The organism is Pontibacter roseus DSM 17521 (assembly GCF_000373265.1).
GTDB lineage: Bacteria > Bacteroidota > Bacteroidia > Cytophagales > Hymenobacteraceae > Pontibacter > Pontibacter roseus.
Genome location: NZ_KB890767.1, coordinates 275,117 through 292,992 on the forward strand (window position 1 = coordinate 275,117; position 17,876 = coordinate 292,992).

Sequence of the window (17,876 nt, forward strand, 5' to 3'; positions counted from 1 at the left end):
TAGTTCAATAACTGCCTGCTATACCTTGGGCAGCAGGCTTTGCATAAAAAACGAGATGGCTAAAATAACATTTGACGGCATCGAGGTAGAGGTTGAAGATGGAACCACCATCCTGCAGGCCGCCCGTAAAATCGGCGGTGATGTAGTGCCTCCTGCCATGTGCTTTTATACCCCGCTGAAAGGCAGTGGCGGAAAGTGCCGTGTGTGCCTGGTGAAGGTGACGCAAGGCTCTGCCCGCGACCCACGCCCTATGCCGAAACTGGTGGCCTCGTGCATCACACCAGTACAGGATGGCATGGTGGTGGAGAACACGACCAACGAAGAAGTGCTAAACGCCCGCAAGGGTATCGTGGAGATGCTGCTCATCAACCACCCGCTCGATTGCCCTATCTGCGATCAGGCCGGTGAGTGTGACCTGCAAAACCTCTCCTATGAGCACGGCGTGAGCGCCATCCGCTACGAAGAGGAACGGCGCACGTTCAACAAAGTGGATTTAGGTCCCTACATCCAGCTGCACATGACGCGCTGCATCCTGTGCTACCGCTGTGTGTATACCGCCGACCAGATTACGGAGAAGCGTGTGCATGGTGTGTTGGGTCGTGGCGACGCTGCCGAAATCGGGACTTACATCGAGAACGTGATTGACAACGACTTCTCGGGCAACGTGATTGACGTGTGCCCCGTGGGAGCCTTGACAGACAAGACCTGGCGCTTCAAGAACCGGGTATGGTTCACCAAGCCGATGGACGCTCATCGAGACTGCCCTACCTGCAGCGGTAAAGTAACGCTGTGGACACGGGGTGACCAGGTGCTGCGCGTGACGGCCCGCAAGGACGAGTACGCCGAGGTGGAGGAGTTCATCTGCAACACCTGCCGCTTCGACAAGAAAGAGGTGAGTGACTGGACCATTGAAGGCCCACGCCACATCGACAGGGGGTCCGTGATATCGGCCAACCACTACGAACTGCCGGTGGTGAATGTGCCGATTGTGCCGAACCTGCCAAAATCTACCGTTAAAAAAATGCCACAGGAATAACCCATGGATTCTGTAGACCTCATTTATAAAGCCATTTACATCCTGGTCATTTTCGGCATCACCCTGCTGATTGCGACCTATTCCACGTACTTTGAGCGTAAAATCGCGGCTTTCATACAGGACCGTGTAGGCCCGAATAGAGCCGGCCCGATGGGTCTGCTGCAGCCGCTGGCCGACGCCGGCAAGCTTTTCTTCAAGGAGGAGTTCATTCCGGGCAAAGCGAACAAAGTACTCTTCATCCTAGGTCCAGGTATAGCCATGCTGGTGGCGTCCATGTCGAGCGCCGTTATCCCGTTTGGTGATATGCTCATCGTGGGTGGCCGTGAGGTATACCTGCAGGCAATAGAAGTGAACATCGGAGTGCTCTACATCTTCGGGGTGGTATCGCTGGGGGTTTATGGCCTGATGATTGGTGGCTGGGCTTCGAACAACAAGTTTTCCCTGCTGGGCGCTATCCGTGCGGCTTCTCAGAACATCTCCTATGAACTGGCCATGGGCCTTTCGCTGATTGCGGTGCTGATGCTGAGCGGCTCACTGTCGCTACGCGTGATTGCGGAGCAGCAGGCGGGCTTCAACTGGAACATCTGGTACCAGCCACTCGGCTTCCTGATTTTCCTGGTATGTGCCTTTGCTGAGACCAACAGAACGCCATTCGACTTACCAGAAAGTGAGGCCGAACTGATTGGCGGCTACCACACCGAGTATAGCTCCATGAAACTGGGTATGTACCTGTTTGCCGAATACATCAACATCTTTGTTGTGTCTGCCGTGATGTCTACGCTCTACTTTGGCGCTTATAACTTCCCATTCATGGAGAACCTGCGCAATGCGTTCAGTGACCCGGTGCTGGGCAACAACGTGGTGACGCTGGTGGGAGTGGCTGTGATGTTTGCGAAGATTTTCGCCTTTATCTTCTTCTTCATGTGGGTGCGCTGGACGTTGCCGCGCTTCCGCTACGACCAATTGATGAAGCTGGGCTGGAACATCCTGATTCCGTTGGCCATCCTGAACATCCTGCTGACAGGCGGCGGTATCCTGCTGAAAGACTATTTATTTTAAACTATAGTACCGAAATTTGAATGTTGGCCCGCCAGCGTCTGTTCATATAGACGGCTAAGCCAACAATCATAATCGACACGAAATGGAACCACTATCAAATAGAAGAAAGAGTGTAGCACAAAAGGAAATGACGTTCTCCGAGAGAATGTACCTTCCTGCTATTGCTCAGGGTTTGGGGATTACATTGAAACACTTCTTCAAGAAGAAGGCTACCATAAATTACCCGGAAGAGACACGTCAGCGCAGCGACATTTGGCGCGGCCTGCACGTGCTCAAGCGCGACGAGAATGGCGCCGAGCGTTGCACGGCCTGCGGTCTGTGCGCCGTGGCCTGCCCTGCTGAGGCCATCACCATGACTGCCGGAGAGCGCAAGACGGGCGAAGAACACCTGTACCGCGAGGAGAAGTATGCTGTGACCTATGAGGTGAACATGCTGCGCTGTATCTTCTGCGGCCTGTGCGAAGAAGCCTGCCCGAAAGCGGCTATCTTCCTGCAGGACGACAAGATTGCCCCGGCCCGCTACGAGCGCGACGAATTCATTTATGGGAAAGACCGCCTGGTAGAGCCCCTCAAAACCACTGAAACCAAATAGAACCGATGACTGACAGTCTGTTTTTCTTCCTTGCTTCGCTGACGCTTCTTTGCGCGCTAATGGTCGTTATCTCCAAGAACCCAGTATATAGCGTTATCTTTCTGATACTCACGTTCTTTACCATATCAGCCCATTACATCCTGCTGAACGCACAGTTCCTGGCTGCCGTGAACATCATTGTGTACGCTGGCGCCATCATGGTACTCTTCCTGTTCGTACTGATGTTTATCAACTCAGGCAAGAACGCTCAGGGAAAAACGAAGGGGGTGCTGTCGAAAGTAGCAGGAGCCATTGCCGGGGGCCTGTTGTTCCTGGTGCTCATAGCCGCCTTGAAGGATGTGCAGTTGGAAGCCGTGAACCCGGACACCTACGACTCACAGGTAGGTATGGTGAAGAACCTGGGACAGGTGCTGTTCACCAAGTATATGCTGCCTTTCCAGTTGGTAGCCGTCCTGTTTCTAGTGGCTATGGTGGGCGCCGTGATGATAGGCAAACGCGAAGCCGGAGAGCAGAACTTTTAGTATCTAATCTATATCGATTCAGAAAAGCCGAGGCCTACATGCCTCGGTTTTTTTTATTGACCGGCTGTGAGGGATATCTCCAGCAGCTCTGAGCCTCCCTTGTCATCGTCTGATACCACTACCAACCTATACCTTCCCTTTCCTTCGCGCTTCTTCACCACCAGCGATTCTGCCTTTCCAGCATAGGGTTTGCCGTCAGCCTGAACAATGAGGGTAGCTGGCACCTCCAATGAATCCTGTTTGCCTATCTCCCTGAAAGGTATGAAGCCTACGTAGCTTCCCAGCACTTCGCCATCGCCAATGGCATCCTGGGTATCTTCGAGGGAGGCAGTGAAGAACAGCTTATCGTCATACACAAAAGCGCCAGAGAAGCCAGCCTGCAGGTTCTTGAGCTCGGGCAAACGGAAATAAGCCAGTTCATGTTTGGGTATGCGGCCGCCTGATTCTCCGAGCAAGTACGGGATGAACTCGCCCAGGCTGAAGGTAATCAAAACGTTCTGCCCGGAGCCGATGGCTCGTTGGAGCAGGTATAGCTTGCCGTGTCCTGCGGCCACCCCTTCAATGTTCAAAGTGGACTCCCCCAGCACCTCTTGTGTTTCCAGCTGTTTGTAGAGTGCATCCAAATCGACTTCCTTTGTCGTCGAACCTTCACGGCACAGGCTGTCCCCGCAGATATTGGACAGGAAGGCTTTGCGCCTTTCGGGGGAGGAGCCGGAGCCCAGCATGAGCAAGTAGGGTTTGCCTTGGTACTGGAAGAGGGTCATGCTCTCCAGGTCCGGCTTCTCGGATTTAGCGATTCGGCCCGTAGCTCCAAACCCGGTGGTGTCGAACAGCGCCACCTGTGACAGGAGCTTGTAGTCCTCATCCAGCCGATACAGGTATGGCGAGTCATCCCCTATCACATAATACTGGTCGCCCAGCAGCTCCAGGCCGGAGGCAGAGGGCAGGCTGTCGTACAGCAGTACTTTCTCTATCGTGGCTTTCATCTCCAGTTCAGTATTATGTGCAGTAGCACCGGTAAGCGGTGGTGCCTGCCGACAGGAGACCTGTGACAGCAGCACCCAAAAACATAAAAAAAACAAGCAATCGGTTTTCATCTTGCTCCCGTTAGGATTCGTCTGTTTCCTCCATCTGATTTCCCTGCCATACCTCCTACTCAACTCTATGTGCGGGTGCGCGAGGCAAGGGGCATTGCCGCCTATACCTGCACGTGGTCAGTCCAGGGAAGAGTGGCAGCCAGAGTCCTTGACTTTACGCACAAACAACAAAAGCGGTGCCGCCCAATCCTATTTCGACCACTCATTCGCCCTCTAAAGACCGGAAAATCAGGACTAAAGTACAAATCATTAAGAAGAAACCGCAGCCCATGGAGTGGCGGGAAGAAGATTGGAAATATGTTATGGATTTTACAAAAATGGGGATAACTTTGCGACTCGAATTTTGGATTATAATTTACCAGAAATACGTTCAGCCCCATAGAAGATGAACCAAATGCCAGAGGTTATCCGAACCATCCCGCTAGAATTTTACCTCTATTTCAGCTCCGCCCTCTTTGTTATCGGCGTGATAGGTGTCCTGACCAGACGAAATGCCATTGTTATTTTCATGTGTGTCGAGCTGATGCTCAACGCTGTAAACGTGCTGATGGTCGCCCTGTCGTCATACCGCTCTGACCCGAACGGACAGATTTTCGTGTTCTTCATCATGGCTGTGGCGGCTGCGGAAGTGACCGTGGGACTGGCCATCATCGTGATGATATACCGCAACATCCGCTCCACGGATGTGCAACTGCTGAACTACCTCAAGTGGTAAGCCACCTCATTTTCAACCTGAATAGCTCAATTAAACCCATACGCTAAATGCAAGAAGTAGTAATGCCCATCAACAATCAGGAAATGGCGCTGCTGTGTTTGCTTGTGCCGCTCCTGCCGTTCATAGGCTTTCTGATTAACGGTCTTGGCAACCGCAAATTGCCTAAGGCCCTGGTAGGCCTGCTGGGCAGTGGCACGGTGCTGGCCTCGTTCCTGATATCGGTATACCTGTTCATAGACTTCACTTCCAATGGCAGCCGCCCTTACATCGTGGACCTCTACAACTGGTTCACGGTAGGCAGCCTCGAGATTGGTTTCTCGTTCATGATTGACCAGCTCACCCTGCTGATGTTGCTGATGGTGACTGGTATAGGTTTCCTGATTCACGTGTACTCGGCCGGCTATATGAGCCATGATGAAGGCTACGGCAAGTTCTTCGCCTACCTCAACCTGTTCATGTTCTCGATGTTGCTGCTCGTGATGGGCTCTAACTACGTGATGATGTTCGTAGGCTGGGAAGGCGTAGGCCTCTGCTCCTACCTGCTAATTGGCTTCTGGAACAAGAACCACAACTATAACAACGCCGCCAAGAAAGCCTTCATCATGAACCGCATCGGTGACTTGGGCTTCCTGCTGGGCATTTTCTTGATTTTCATCACCTTCGGCAGCGTGAGCTACCCGGAGGTGTTCCTGTCTGCCTCGCAGATGACGGGTATGACCGATAGCGGTGTGATGATTGCCATTACGATGCTGCTGTTTGTGGGGGCGATGGGTAAAAGTGCGCAGATTCCACTGTTCACGTGGCTTCCTGACGCGATGGCGGGTCCTACGCCTGTTTCGGCCCTGATTCACGCCGCTACCATGGTGACGGCGGGTATTTACATGGTGCTTCGCTCGAACGTGCTGTATGCACTGGCCCCGACTACGATGGAGTTTATTGCCATCATCGGTCTAATAACTGCCTTGGTGGCCGCTACCATCGGTCTGGCGCAGAATGACATCAAAAAGGTACTGGCTTACTCTACTGTTTCGCAGTTAGGCTTTATGTTCCTGGCGCTGGGTGTGATGGCCTTCTCCTCTTCTATCTTCCACGTGCTTACACACGCATTCTTCAAGGCCCTCCTTTTCCTGGGTGCTGGTTCTGTGATTCACGCCGTGAGCAACGAGCAGGATATCCGCAACATGGGCGGCTTGCGCAAGTGGTTGCCAATTACGTTTATCACCTTCCTGATTGGTACACTCGCTATTTCAGGTATACCGCCGTTTGCTGGTTTCTTCTCTAAGGACGAATTGCTGGCGCATGTGTTTGAGCACAACAAGCTGATGTGGGCACTTGGCCTGCTGGCTTCGTTCATGACGGCTTTCTACATGTTCCGCCTGCTGTTCCTGACCTTCTTCGGCAAGTTCCGTGGCACGGAAGCACAGCGTTCGCACCTGCACGAGTCGCCTTCTTCCATGACCATTCCGCTGATTGTGCTGGCTATACTCTCTACAGTAGGTGGTTTCATTGGTCTGCCAGCCGTGTTCAGCGACACGCATACCTTGGGCAACTTCCTGTCGCCTATCTACGACTTCGCCCGCCAAGCCAATGCTACGGCGCTGGAGCCGGCGCACATCGACCATGCCACCGAATACATCCTGATGGGGGTTTCGGTCGTGGTGTCGCTTATCGCCATTGCCATTGCTTATGTGCTGTATGTGAAAAAAGAAACGGTACCCGCTCCGGAAGGCGCCCGTCTGTCTCCGATTCACAACCTCATCTACAACAAGTATTACGTTGACGAGATTTACAATGCGGTTATCGTGCGTCCGCTGATGGCCCTGTCTTCCGCCTTCCACCGCTTCGTGGATGTGATTGTAGTAGATGGCATCGTGAATGGCTTCGGTAAGCTTGTGATGCTGACCGGCCGCACCCTGCGCTATGCACAGAGCGGCGTGATTGGCTTTTACGTGCTCTTGATGGTGGCCAGCATTGTTCTGATTCTATTTTTAAACTTCTTTATCGGATAAGGTTCTAAGAAGATGATTACAGCTCTATTACTTTTCTGGCCTGCCCTAGCTGCACTGCTGGTGTTGCTGATTAAGGGACAAGGTGCCAAGAAAGTGGCTTTCATAGCAACGCTTGTTGAGTTCGCCATTGCCCTTTTCGCGACCGTGAACTTTGTACCTGACGCTACCACACAGTTTGCCCTGGACATGCCGTGGGTGGAACGTGCCGGCATCGGCTTCAGCATCGGCATGGATGGCATCAGCCTCCTGATGGTGCTCCTGACCACGTTCCTGATGCCGCTCATCGTGCTTTCTTCCTTTAAGCACGACTACAAAGACCCGCACGTGTTTTACGCGCTGGTTCTGTTCATGCAGACCGGCCTGATTGGTGTGTTTGTGGCCATGGATGCGTTTCTGTTCTACTTCTTCTGGGAAGTGGCGCTGATTCCGATTTACTTTATTGCGGCCATCTGGGGCGGCGCGCGCAGGATACCGGTTACGTTCAAGTTCTTCGTGTACACGATTTTCGGCTCGCTCTTCATGCTGGCGGCCTTCGTATACCTGTACTTCCAGACGGCTGGCACAGGTATAGCAGCGCACTCCTCTAACGTGAATGCCTTCTACCAACTGACGTTGGATAGCGCCACGCAGAGCTGGATTTTCTGGTTCCTGTTCCTAGCCTTCGCCATCAAGATGCCGGTGTTCCCGTTCCATACCTGGCAACCGGATACCTATACAGAATCTCCTACACAAGCAACCATGCTGCTGGCTGGCATCATGCTGAAAATGGGTATATACGGTGTGCTGCGCTGGTTGCTCCCGGTGGTGCCGATGGGCGTGAGCCAGTGGGCTGACACCGTACTGGTGCTGTCTATCATCGGTATAGTTTACGCCTCCATCATCGCCATACGCCAGCAGGACCTGAAACGCCTGATTGCCTACTCGTCCATCGCGCACGTGGGTTTGATTGCCGCCGGCATCTTTGCCCTGAACGAGCAGGGTCTGCAGGGTGGTGTGTTGCAGATGCTGAGCCACGGCATCAACGTGGTGGGCTTGTTCTTCATCATCGACATCATTTTCCGCCGCACCAATACCCGTGAGATTGCCAGCCTCGGCGGCATCACGCAGACGACGCCGGTGCTCTCCATCATCTTCCTGATTCTGCTCATGGGCTCGATAGCACTTCCGCTGACAAACGGCTTTATCGGGGAGTTCCTGCTGCTGTCAGGCGTGTTCCAGCACAACTTCTACTTTGGCGCCTTTGCCGGCACGACTATTATCCTGGGTTCGGTATACATGCTGCGCATGTTCCAGGGCGTGATGTTCGGCACCAAGTCAGAAGCGACGGAAGGCTTTGCTGACCTGAACTTCAACGAGAAGGCGGTGCTGATTCCGTTGGTCATCATGGTGTTCTGGATTGGCCTGTTCCCGAACACGTTCCTGAGCATCTCTGAGCCTGCTGTCGGACAACTGCTGAGCATTATCAACCGATAGTCCGCACACGAAACAAGAAACGATATTACAACGACATGATTTCGATAATACTGCTTTCCGGGTTTGGGATAATCAACCTCTTCGTAGGTTTCCTGAAATCTAAGAGAATCCTGTTGCCACTGTCGCTGCTGTTCCTGGCGATTGTGTTCGGCGTCAACCTGCTTGACTGGAACGATACCCAGAGCTACTTCAACAACATGCTCACCATCGACAATTACGCGGTGGCTTTTACGGGCATCATGGTCCTTTCCACGCTGCTGATATTGCCGTTCACGCAGCACTTCATCACCCGCAACGACGAGAACCTGGGCGAATACTACGCCCTGCTGCTGTTCTCGCTGGTGGGCGCCGTGATGATGGTGAGCTACGAGAACCTGCTGATGCTGTTTGTGGGGCTGGAGATTCTCTCTATAGCCATGTACGTGATGGCAGGTAGCGACAAGAGCAGCCTGCGCTCCGCTGAGGCGGGTCTGAAATATTTCCTGATGGGCTCTTTCTTCACTGGTGTGCTGCTGTTTGGCATGGTGATGATTTACGGAGCGACCGGCACCTTCAACATTACCGAAATCAGCGCCACGCAGGCCATAGGCGCAGACGGCGTGACCAACACCATGTTCGTGCTGGGGCTGCTGCTGATTGTGATTGGCATCTCCTTCAAGATATCAGCCGCGCCGTTCCACTTCTGGACGCCGGACGTGTACGAAGGCACTCCTACTGTATGGACGGCCTACATGTCTACGGTGGTGAAAACGGCTGGTGTGGCGGCCTTCTTCAAACTGATGTACGCAGCCTTCGCTGCGTCTTACGCCTCATGGATGCCAACGCTGGTGGCCATCACAGTGCTCACGCTCGTGATAGGAAACATTGGCGCGGTGGTGCAGCAGAACATGAAGCGTATGCTGGCCTACTCCAGTATATCCCATGCTGGCTACATGCTCATGGCTTTGATTGCCTTTAACGAATACTCAGAGTCTTCCATCCTGTTCTACTCCTTCGCCTACTCCACTGCCTCCATCGCCGCCTTTGGTGTGCTGCAACTGGTGGTGAAACAGCGCGGCAGCGAGACGTTTGAGGCCTTCAACGGATTGGGCAAAACAAATCCACTCCTGGCGTTGGCCGTGACGGTATCCATGCTGTCGTTGGGAGGTATACCGCTGACAGCCGGCTTCTTCGGCAAGTTCTTCGTATTTGCCTCCCTTATTGAGAACCCTGATATGATGTGGCTGATAGTGGTTGCCGTGGTGCTGGCCGCTGTGGGCATCTACTATTACTTCAAAGTGGTGATTGCCATGTACATGCACCCTGCCGGGGACCATGCACCGATTCAGGTGTCAGGCTTCATCAACGCCATGTTGATTATCATCACGGCACTCACCATACTACTAGGTATAGCCCCTGCCTTGCTCAGCGACATTCTCTAAGACATATTGAACCAGAAGCAAAAGCGGCTGCCTCTTTCGAGGCGGCCGCTTTTGTTTTTAGCCAGCAAAACTGCTGCATTACTCATGCGTAGTACATGCAGCAACAGGTTGTGCAGGTATAGCATCTGGTTGAGATAAAGGTATAGCAGCACCTACAAAACAGTAGCTCGCCTCGGCTGTTATACCTATCGGGAACCTATGCCAGCCGAGGGCAGCGGGTGCAAGCCCTTGACTTGTTCACCGGCTATAACACCACGCGCAAGCATGAAAAAGGCAATTAGAAAACCATATTGTTACAGAAATACAGCTATTGCATGACAAATTATGTGGAATGGACGTAAAAGCAGATGTACTGTACCCGTACCTCCTTTGGTTCAGGTATGGGAGGCCGTTTTCATTAGGCACGACAATGGAGGAACCACATAATTCATCACGAACTTTAAGAACCGAGAATGACATCTGCTACAAGTGAAGCTCACGCTATAGTGAGAAAGCAGCTGTTAATTATAACCTCCCCTACAGCGGAAAGGAGGGCTCGCGTGAAGCGTACAACCACAGTTTTATTTTAAATCTATCACTTTAAACACAACACCTATGAGAAAAATTGTACTGCTGATTTTCGCCATCGTGCTCTGCCTGTCGCAACAGGCTATGGCACAAGGCGGAACAGTTTCGGGTAGAGTAACCGAGCAGGCGACCGGGGACGGGCTGCCCGGTGTATCCGTCGTAGTGAAAGGCACTACCACCGGAGCAAACACAGACGCAGACGGCAACTTCACCATTGCCCTGCCAGCCAGCATATCCCCAGGCAATGCCGTGCTGGTCATCAGGTTTGTAGGTATGGCTACCCAAGAGGTGCCTATCAGCGGCCGAAGCACCGTTAACGTAGCCCTCAGCCCTGACACCAGACAACTGTCTGAAGTAGTGGTGACAGGCTATACCACGCAAAACCAACGGGAAGTGACAGGCTCTGTGACAACCGTAAGAGCGGAGGAAATTGCGCAGGTGCCGATTGCGTCTTTCGACCAGGCCTTGCAAGGCAGAGCCCCAGGTATATTGGTACAGGCGCAGTCAGGCCAGCCGGGTGCCGCCGCGAATGTGGTTATTCGTGGTAGGGGCTCCATCATTGGCAACACCTCCCCGCTCTACATCATGGATGGCGTGGAGATTACCTCTTCAGACTTCGCTACCCTGAACCCCAACGACTTTGAGAGCCTGACTGTGCTGAAAGACGCCTCAGCTACCTCTATCTATGGATCCAGAGGGGCTAACGGCGTGGTGGTCATCACTACCAAGAAAGGCCGTGTGGGTGCTACCAGAATTAATTATGATTTCCAGTACGGTTTCTCTAGAGCACCTGAAAACAAGCTGAAGGTGATGAACTCAGAGGAGAAGCTGCGGTATGAGCTGGACAGGGGCAACCTGTACGGCTGGACCGAAGGAGAACTTGAGGAGCTGCGGCAAGTGGACACCAACTGGGAAGACGTGTTCTTTAGAACGGGCCGCACCCAGAACCATACCCTGAGCGCCTCAGGTGGCTCGGAAAAGACAAGGTACTTCGTATCAGGCTCTATCTTTGACCAGAGCGGAACCGTGCGAAACACGGGTCTAGAGCGCTACACAGGCCGTGCTAACGTGGAGAGTACCGCCGGTAACTTCAGCTTTGGCCTTAACTCTACTTTCGGTTACTCTGAGTTCAGCAACACGACGGAGAACGACTCCTACATCGGAAGCCCGCTGAACGCCATCCGCTGGGCTAACCCCTACGAGACTCCATACAATGATGAGGGAGACTATACTGAGATTACCTCAGGTCAGCCAAACCCTTTGCAGGAGTTGCTGGAAAACACCCGCGAGCGGCAGCAAATCAAAGGTATAGGAAGTGTGTTTGTGAATTATGAGGCTCCGTTCCTGGAGGGATTGACGCTCAGGACAAACTGGGGTGGTGACTATACTTCCAATGAGTCATTCGTTTTCCTGGACCCACAGACCTATAGCGGACAGATAACCACCGGACAGGCCGGTAGCTTGAACCGGGCCTACCAACGGATTTTCCGCTATACCGGCACGACATCCGCCTCTTACAACAAAAGGTTTGGTGACCATGACGTGACGGTGGCTCTCTTCAACGAGATAGTGCAAAGAAAAGGAAGGTCTTTCGGCTTCACAGGGTATGGTCTGCGAGGCCCGTTTGAGAACGAATCAGGTATAACACCCGGCTCGGCAGACAATGGATTCATTCCCACAGTGTCAGGCATTGGCAGCGAGAACTCTTTGCTGTCTTACTTCACAGACATCCGATACGGCTACAGAGACAGGTACTTTATCAACATCGGCGCCCGCCGCGACGGATCCTCCCGTTTTGGTGCTGACAGACGGTATGCCAATTTCGGCTCTGTGGGTTTCAGCTGGATACTGACAGACGAGCCCTTCCTGGAAGGCTTGACAGGTGACTTCTTTAACGAGGCCAAGTTCAAGATAAGCTATGGCTCTGCCGGCAACCAGGCCATCGAAGACGACTTTGCTTCAAGAGAACTCTACAGCCGTTCTGTTTACAGCGGTGGCAGTGGATTGGTGCTTACCAACCTGCCCAACCCGCAGCTCCAGTGGGAAAGAAGAAGAACGTTTAACACCGGTCTGGAAGCCACCATGTTCGGCGGGCGCTTGGGCGCAACCGTGGAGTTCTACAATGCCCTGACCACTGACTTGTTCTTAGACCGCCAGCTTTCCAGAACTTCCGGGTTCCAGTTCCTCACGTCCAACGTAGGGGAACTTCAAAACAGAGGCGTGGAATTCGGAATTGAAGGAGACATCATCAAAACAGATAATTTCACCTGGAGCGCCAACGTGAGCTTGACGTACAACAAAAACGAAATCAAGGAACTCTATGGCGATACCGATGAAATAGAAGACGGCCTCTACATCAACAAAGTCGGAGAGCCAATGAACTCCTACTTCCTTGTGAGATATGCAGGTGTAGACCCTGATAACGGCGATGCCTTGTATTACACCAGAGACGGCGAAACAACCAATGTGTACAACCCCGATGACCGTGTGATAATAGGTTCTATAGAGGCACCTTTCTTCGGTGGTTTTGGCAGTGCCGTCAACCTGGCAGGCGTTGAGGTAAGCGCGTTCTTCAGCTTTGTGCGTGGAAACAAAATCTACAACAACGACCGGGCGAACGTGGAGAACCCGGACTACCTGTTCGACAACCTATCCAGAGACTTGCTCAATGAGTGGAGGCAACCCGGAGATGAAACAGACATCCCCAATCCAGATGTCACGTTCTTCGCTGAGACCACACGTTTCGTAGAGGATGGGGACTTCCTGCGCCTACGCAACCTGAACATCTCTTACGCACTGCCTGCAAGCCTTATCTCCCCTTTGAAAATGAGTACTGTGCGGGTGTTTGCTCAAGGACAGAACTTGGTGACCTGGACGGACTTCAGAGGCTTTGACCCTGAGGTGTCAACAGGTGTGCTGGTTGGTTCACAGTACCCTGCCCTGCGCACTGTAACATTTGGTATAAATGTAGGATTCTAAAAACGAAGATGATGAAATTCAAACATATATTTATCGGACTGAGCCTGGGGTGCGCGTTTGTGCTGCCTTCCTGCGACGATATATTGGACGTAGAACCGGAATTCCAGCGGGACGTTTCCGACACCTTCCAGACACTGGAGGATTATGAGTTTGCCTTGACAGGCGCTTATGCCAGATTCCGCCAGAGTGGATACTATAGTACTGGTGGCAATGGCACGGGCTCCTACTCTCAATTGCCGGATATGCTGACTGATAACGTAGCCGAGACAAACGAATCGTTGGCTAACTTCATCTCTCTCACGGACTGGGTATACACGGCAGATAACTCGCTGGTGGAGGAAACCTGGCAAGATGCCTACTCCGTCATCAACCAGGCCAACATCGTATTGCGTGATATTGACCGTTTTGCAGAGGAAGACCCTACCGGCGTAAATAGAATCAAAGGACAGGCGCTGGCCATTAGAGGCTTCGTGCATTTTGATATCCTGAGGTACTGGGGTGTGGAGTTCGAGCGTAACTCATCAGAGCTCGGTATACCTTACAAGACAACTCCAGACTTTGAGGAACGCCCAGCCAGACTGACGGTAAAGGAATCGTATGACAGAATCTATGCTGACCTGGAGGAGGCAGAGGCCCTGTTAGCGGACGTAGACAGGCCAATTAATTCGGCTACAAATAGGTCTCGCATTGACGATGTTGCCGTGAAGGGGATGCTGGCGAGAATCAACCTGTATGCAGAGCAGTATCAGGCAGCTGAGGCCTATGCAACCCAGGTAATCGACTTAGTGCCTTTGGCGACCAGAGCTGAGTTTCCTGGCATCTGGTCAGATGCAAACCAGGCTGAGGTATTATGGGCGGTTGCGTTCAATGCGGGTGAGGGAAGCCCTTCCCAGAACACGTACTTCGCGAGCGGTAACCGCAACACCTATCGCCCTTCGCTGGACCTGCTGCAGGAGTATAACCAGACGGCAGACATACGCTACAGCGCTTATTTCGCTACCAGAAACAGCCGGGGAGGTACTCCTCGAGTGGTTTTGAGTAAATTTATAGGACGAGGCACGGCGCTTGACAACGTAGTCAATTTCAAAGTGCTCCGGGTTGCAGAAATGTATCTGATTCGTGCGGAGGCCCGAGCGATGCAAGGAAACACGGCTGGTGCATTAGCGGATTTAAATGCCTTGCGGGCCGCCAGAATTCAAGGTTACACTCCTGTTGCCTTGACGGGCCAAGCCTTGTTGGATGCCATAGCATTGGAGCGCCAAAAAGAGCTGATTGGCGAAGGCCACAGATGGTTTGATTTGAAGCGCACCACACGCACCATTGTTCGTGAGGATTGTACAGTAGCATCTTTCTGCGAACTGGAGCCTACTGCCCGCGAATGGGTATGGCCTATCCCTCAGAGCGAGCTGATTGCTAACCCTAACATGCAGGGTCAGCAATCGCCTGGTTACTAATCAAGACGCACCGTAAAACAGAAGGGGCTGCCGGTATCGGCAGCCCCTTCTGTTTATACCTGTCCTTACCCGCTTTTCAACAGTTCAAGGTATAGTCGCTATACCTATTTGGCTGGCAGGTCCTTCATCCGGATATGCAGTTCATCCAGTTGGGCATGAGCGATAGGAGCGGGCGCGTCTATCATCACGTCGCGGCCAGAGTTGTTCTTCGGGAAGGCGATGAAGTCACGGATGGAGTCTGCGCCGCCGAAGAGGGAACAAAGCCTGTCGAAACCGAAGGCGATGCCGCCATGCGGAGGAGCGCCGTACTCAAAAGCGTCCATCAGGAAGCCAAACTGTGACTTCGCCTCATCGTTGGAGAAGCCCAACAGGCGGAACATCTGCTCCTGCAAGCGGCGGTCGTGTATACGGATAGAACCTCCGCCCACTTCCACACCGTTGATGACCATGTCGTAGGCATTGGCTCTGATGTCACCTGGTCGGTCATCTATCAACTCCAGGTCCTCTGGCTTAGGCGACGTGAACGGGTGGTGCATGGCGTGGAAGCGGTTGCTGTCCTCGTCCCACTCCAGCAGCGGGAAGTCCACTACCCACAGCGGCGAGAACACGTTTTTGTCGCGCAAGCCCAGTCGCTCTCCCATTTCCAGGCGAAGCTCGTTCAGTGCCTTACGCGTTTTGTCTCGGCCACCGGCTAGCACCAACAGTAAATCGCCGGGCTGCGCGTTGAAGGCAGCGGCCCAAGCCTGCAGGTCTTCGGAGGTATAGAACTTGTCAACAGATGACTTCACGGAGCCGTCTTCCTGCACGCGCGCGTATACCAGACCGGTAGCACCAATCTGCGGACGCTTCACGAAATCGGTCAGTTCATCGAGCTGCTTACGGGTATAGCTGGCGGCTCCTTTGGCATTTATACCTACTACCAGTTCGGCATCGTCGAATACCTTGAAGCCTTTGTTCTTCACCAGCGGGTTCAGTTCCACAAAGTGCATATCGAAGCGCGTATCGGGCTTATCGGAACCGTATAGCCGCATGGCATCGGCGTACGTCATGCGCGGCAGGTGCGGGATGTGTATGCCTTTCACCTTCAGGAACAGGTGGCGAATCAGACCCTCAAAGGTGTTCAGGATGTCTTCCTGCGTCACGAAGGAAAGTTCGCAGTCAATCTGGGTGAACTCCGGCTGGCGGTCGGCGCGCAGGTCCTCGTCGCGGAAGCATTTCACAATCTGATAATACTTATCAAAACCGGACACCATCAGCAGCTGCTTGAATGTCTGCGGCGACTGCGGCAGGGCGTAGAACTCACCTGGGTTCATACGGCTCGGCACCACAAAATCGCGGGCGCCCTCCGGCGTGGACTTTATCAGCACTGGCGTCTCCACCTCAATGAAGTAATGTTCGTCGAGGTAGGCGCGTACGGCGCGCATCATCTGGTGGCGCAGCTCCAGGTTGCGGCGCACGGGTGTGCGGCGCAGGTCCAGGTAGCGGTACTTCATGCGCAGGTCATCGCCACCGTCTGTCTCGTCCTCTATCATAAATGGCGGCAGCTTGGCGGGGTTCAGCACCTCCAATTTCGTCACCTTTATTTCAATCTCCCCTGTCGGAATTTTGTCGTTTTTGGAGTAGCGCTCAATCACACGGCCTATCGCCTTCAGCACATACTCGCGGCCCAGGCCACGGGCCTGCTCAAACAGGTGAGCGGGCGTGACGCCATCCTCGAAGGTGAGCTGCGTGATGCCGTAACGGTCGCGGAGGTCAATCCAGAGCATGCCGCCCTTGTCGCGCAGGCGCTGTACCCAACCTGTCAGTACAACCTCCTCGCCTACGTTATCTATTCTTAGTTCGCCACAAGTGTGTGTCCGGAGCATAGCTTTATATGAGTATGATAGGATGCAAAAGTAATAATTGTTTTACTGTCGTGCGCTAAAAAACAAAGCCTTCCCACAATGGGTTTAGGTATAAGAAACCTAAATTACCTTCTAAAATGTTTTCAAGGCTGCGCCCGCCGCTATTTCTAAATCCAAGAACCCATGAAAACAAGAATCAGAAACTTATCCTTCGCTATGCTGCTGCTGGCGCTGTTGGCCATGCTCGCTGTGCGGGCCACTCCGCCTGCTGCTACTCCACCGGCTACGCCGACTGTGGCCGCTGTCCTGGTGCAGGTGCCCTTTGAGCTAAAGGGCGGATTGGTGTTTGTGAAGGTGAAGGTGAATGGCAAGCCCGCCGACTTTATACTCGACTCTGGTGCCCCTTCCCTGGTGCTCAACTCCCGGCTGGGCGATGTGGCAGGTGACACGATTCGCGGTAAAGGTATAGGTGGCACGTTCGCGATGCAGGAGGTAGTGGTGCCGGAGCTGGAGATTGGCAACCTGAAGCAGCGTCAGGTACCTGCCATCGCCATGGAGCTGTCGCACGTCGAGAAGATGACCAGACGCCCCATCGGTGGCCTGATTGGGTATAGCACATTGAGTCAGTATGAGATGCTGTTGGACTACAAGACCAAGACCTTAATGTTATTTGAGCCGGACGCCACGGATTATCATCGTTCCATCAAGCCCAGCTCTGAGATGCCTTTTGAGTTGCAGGCGCACCTGCCTGTGCTGCGCGTGCAGATAGGGGACCAGACACTACAGTTGGGGCTCGACACTGGCGCTGAGGCCAACCTCCTGGACCTCACCAGCCAGGCCAGGCTCCGCGCCACAGATTACCAGAATGGAAAAAAGATACCTGTTTTAGGGGCTAGCCAAGGTATGACAAGTGCCAGCACGGCCAAGGTGAAAAACACCAAAGTCAACGGCCACAGCTACACCGACATGGCCTATGTGTTTTCGGACATATCGCACTTGAAGAATGGCTATGGGCTGCGCATCGACGGGCTGCTGGGTTACCCTTTCCTGAGCGCCCGCAAAATATCGGTGAACTACCCGCAGCGCAAGGTATACTTCTGGGACTAAGC

The 17,876-nt window shown here is 53.3% G+C and carries 13 protein-coding genes; 11 read left to right on the forward strand and 2 right to left on the reverse strand.

All coding sequences use genetic code 11. The features are described 5' to 3' along the window. The first annotated feature begins 55 nt into the window (after positions 1-55). The 4 genes from B051_RS21600 to B051_RS0117695 all read left to right on the forward strand — a co-directional run bounded on the left by B051_RS21600 (position 56) and on the right by B051_RS0117695 (position 3,208). Positions 56-1,036, forward strand: a complete 981-nt coding sequence (locus tag B051_RS21600) for a 2Fe-2S iron-sulfur cluster-binding protein (protein ID WP_018479557.1) — start codon at positions 56-58, stop codon at positions 1,034-1,036. A gap of 3 nt (positions 1,037-1,039) precedes the next feature. Further along, on the forward strand, positions 1,040-2,095 hold the full coding sequence (nuoH, locus tag B051_RS0117685) for an NADH-quinone oxidoreductase subunit NuoH (protein WP_018479558.1): 1,056 nt from the start codon (positions 1,040-1,042) through the stop codon (positions 2,093-2,095). 127 nt (positions 2,096-2,222) lie between these two features. Next, positions 2,223-2,687: a NuoI/complex I 23 kDa subunit family protein gene (locus tag B051_RS0117690; RefSeq protein WP_083919473.1), complete on the forward strand. Its 465-nt coding sequence runs from the start codon at positions 2,223-2,225 to the stop codon at positions 2,685-2,687. Positions 2,688-2,692: 5 nt separating this feature from the next. Then, on the forward strand, positions 2,693-3,208 hold the full coding sequence (locus B051_RS0117695) for an NADH-quinone oxidoreductase subunit J family protein (RefSeq protein WP_018479560.1): 516 nt from the start codon (positions 2,693-2,695) through the stop codon (positions 3,206-3,208). A 53-nt stretch (positions 3,209-3,261) separates the two neighbouring features. Here B051_RS0117695 and B051_RS0117700 read toward each other — a convergent pair whose 3' ends face one another. Further along, a complete protein-coding gene (locus B051_RS0117700; RefSeq protein ID WP_018479561.1) occupies positions 3,262-4,194 on the reverse strand; it encodes a DUF6929 family protein in 933 nt (310 codons plus the stop codon). Between the two features lie 496 nt (positions 4,195-4,690). Here B051_RS0117700 and nuoK point away from each other — a divergent pair, with 496 nt between their 5' ends. The 6 genes from nuoK (at position 4,691) to B051_RS0117740 (ending at position 14,923) form a co-directional block, all read left to right on the forward strand. Continuing rightward, positions 4,691-5,020: an NADH-quinone oxidoreductase subunit NuoK gene (gene nuoK, locus B051_RS0117710; RefSeq protein ID WP_018479563.1), complete on the forward strand. Its 330-nt coding sequence runs from the start codon at positions 4,691-4,693 to the stop codon at positions 5,018-5,020. Between the two features lie 47 nt (positions 5,021-5,067). Then, positions 5,068-7,029: an NADH-quinone oxidoreductase subunit L gene (nuoL, locus tag B051_RS0117715; RefSeq protein ID WP_157579028.1), complete on the forward strand. Its 1,962-nt coding sequence runs from the start codon at positions 5,068-5,070 to the stop codon at positions 7,027-7,029. Positions 7,030-7,041: 12 nt separating this feature from the next. Further along, positions 7,042-8,502, forward strand: coding sequence for a complex I subunit 4 family protein (locus B051_RS0117720; protein ID WP_018479565.1), 1,461 nt, complete (start codon positions 7,042-7,044; stop codon positions 8,500-8,502). A gap of 35 nt (positions 8,503-8,537) precedes the next feature. Beyond that, positions 8,538-9,923 carry an NADH-quinone oxidoreductase subunit N gene (locus B051_RS0117725; protein WP_018479566.1) on the forward strand — a complete coding sequence of 462 codons (1,386 nt, stop codon included), beginning with the start codon at positions 8,538-8,540 and terminating at the stop codon, positions 9,921-9,923. Positions 9,924-10,517: 594 nt separating this feature from the next. Beyond that, positions 10,518-13,469 carry a SusC/RagA family TonB-linked outer membrane protein gene (locus B051_RS0117735; protein ID WP_018479568.1) on the forward strand — a complete coding sequence of 984 codons (2,952 nt, stop codon included), beginning with the start codon at positions 10,518-10,520 and terminating at the stop codon, positions 13,467-13,469. Between the two features lie 11 nt (positions 13,470-13,480). Beyond that, on the forward strand, positions 13,481-14,923 hold the full coding sequence (locus B051_RS0117740) for a RagB/SusD family nutrient uptake outer membrane protein (RefSeq protein WP_157579061.1): 1,443 nt from the start codon (positions 13,481-13,483) through the stop codon (positions 14,921-14,923). 104 nt (positions 14,924-15,027) lie between these two features. On the opposite strand, the gene aspS is transcribed toward B051_RS0117740, so the two are convergent. Next, entirely contained in the window at positions 15,028-16,788 is a 1,761-nt protein-coding gene (gene aspS / locus B051_RS0117745; RefSeq protein WP_018479570.1) for an aspartate--tRNA ligase, read from the reverse strand. Positions 16,789-16,950: 162 nt separating this feature from the next. On the opposite strand from aspS, the gene B051_RS0117750 reads away from it, so the two are divergent. Then, the gene (locus tag B051_RS0117750; protein ID WP_083919474.1) at positions 16,951-17,874 is read left to right on the forward strand and encodes a retroviral-like aspartic protease family protein; all 924 of its coding nucleotides are present in this window, start codon (positions 16,951-16,953) and stop codon (positions 17,872-17,874) included. The last annotated feature ends 2 nt before the right edge of the window (positions 17,875-17,876 follow it).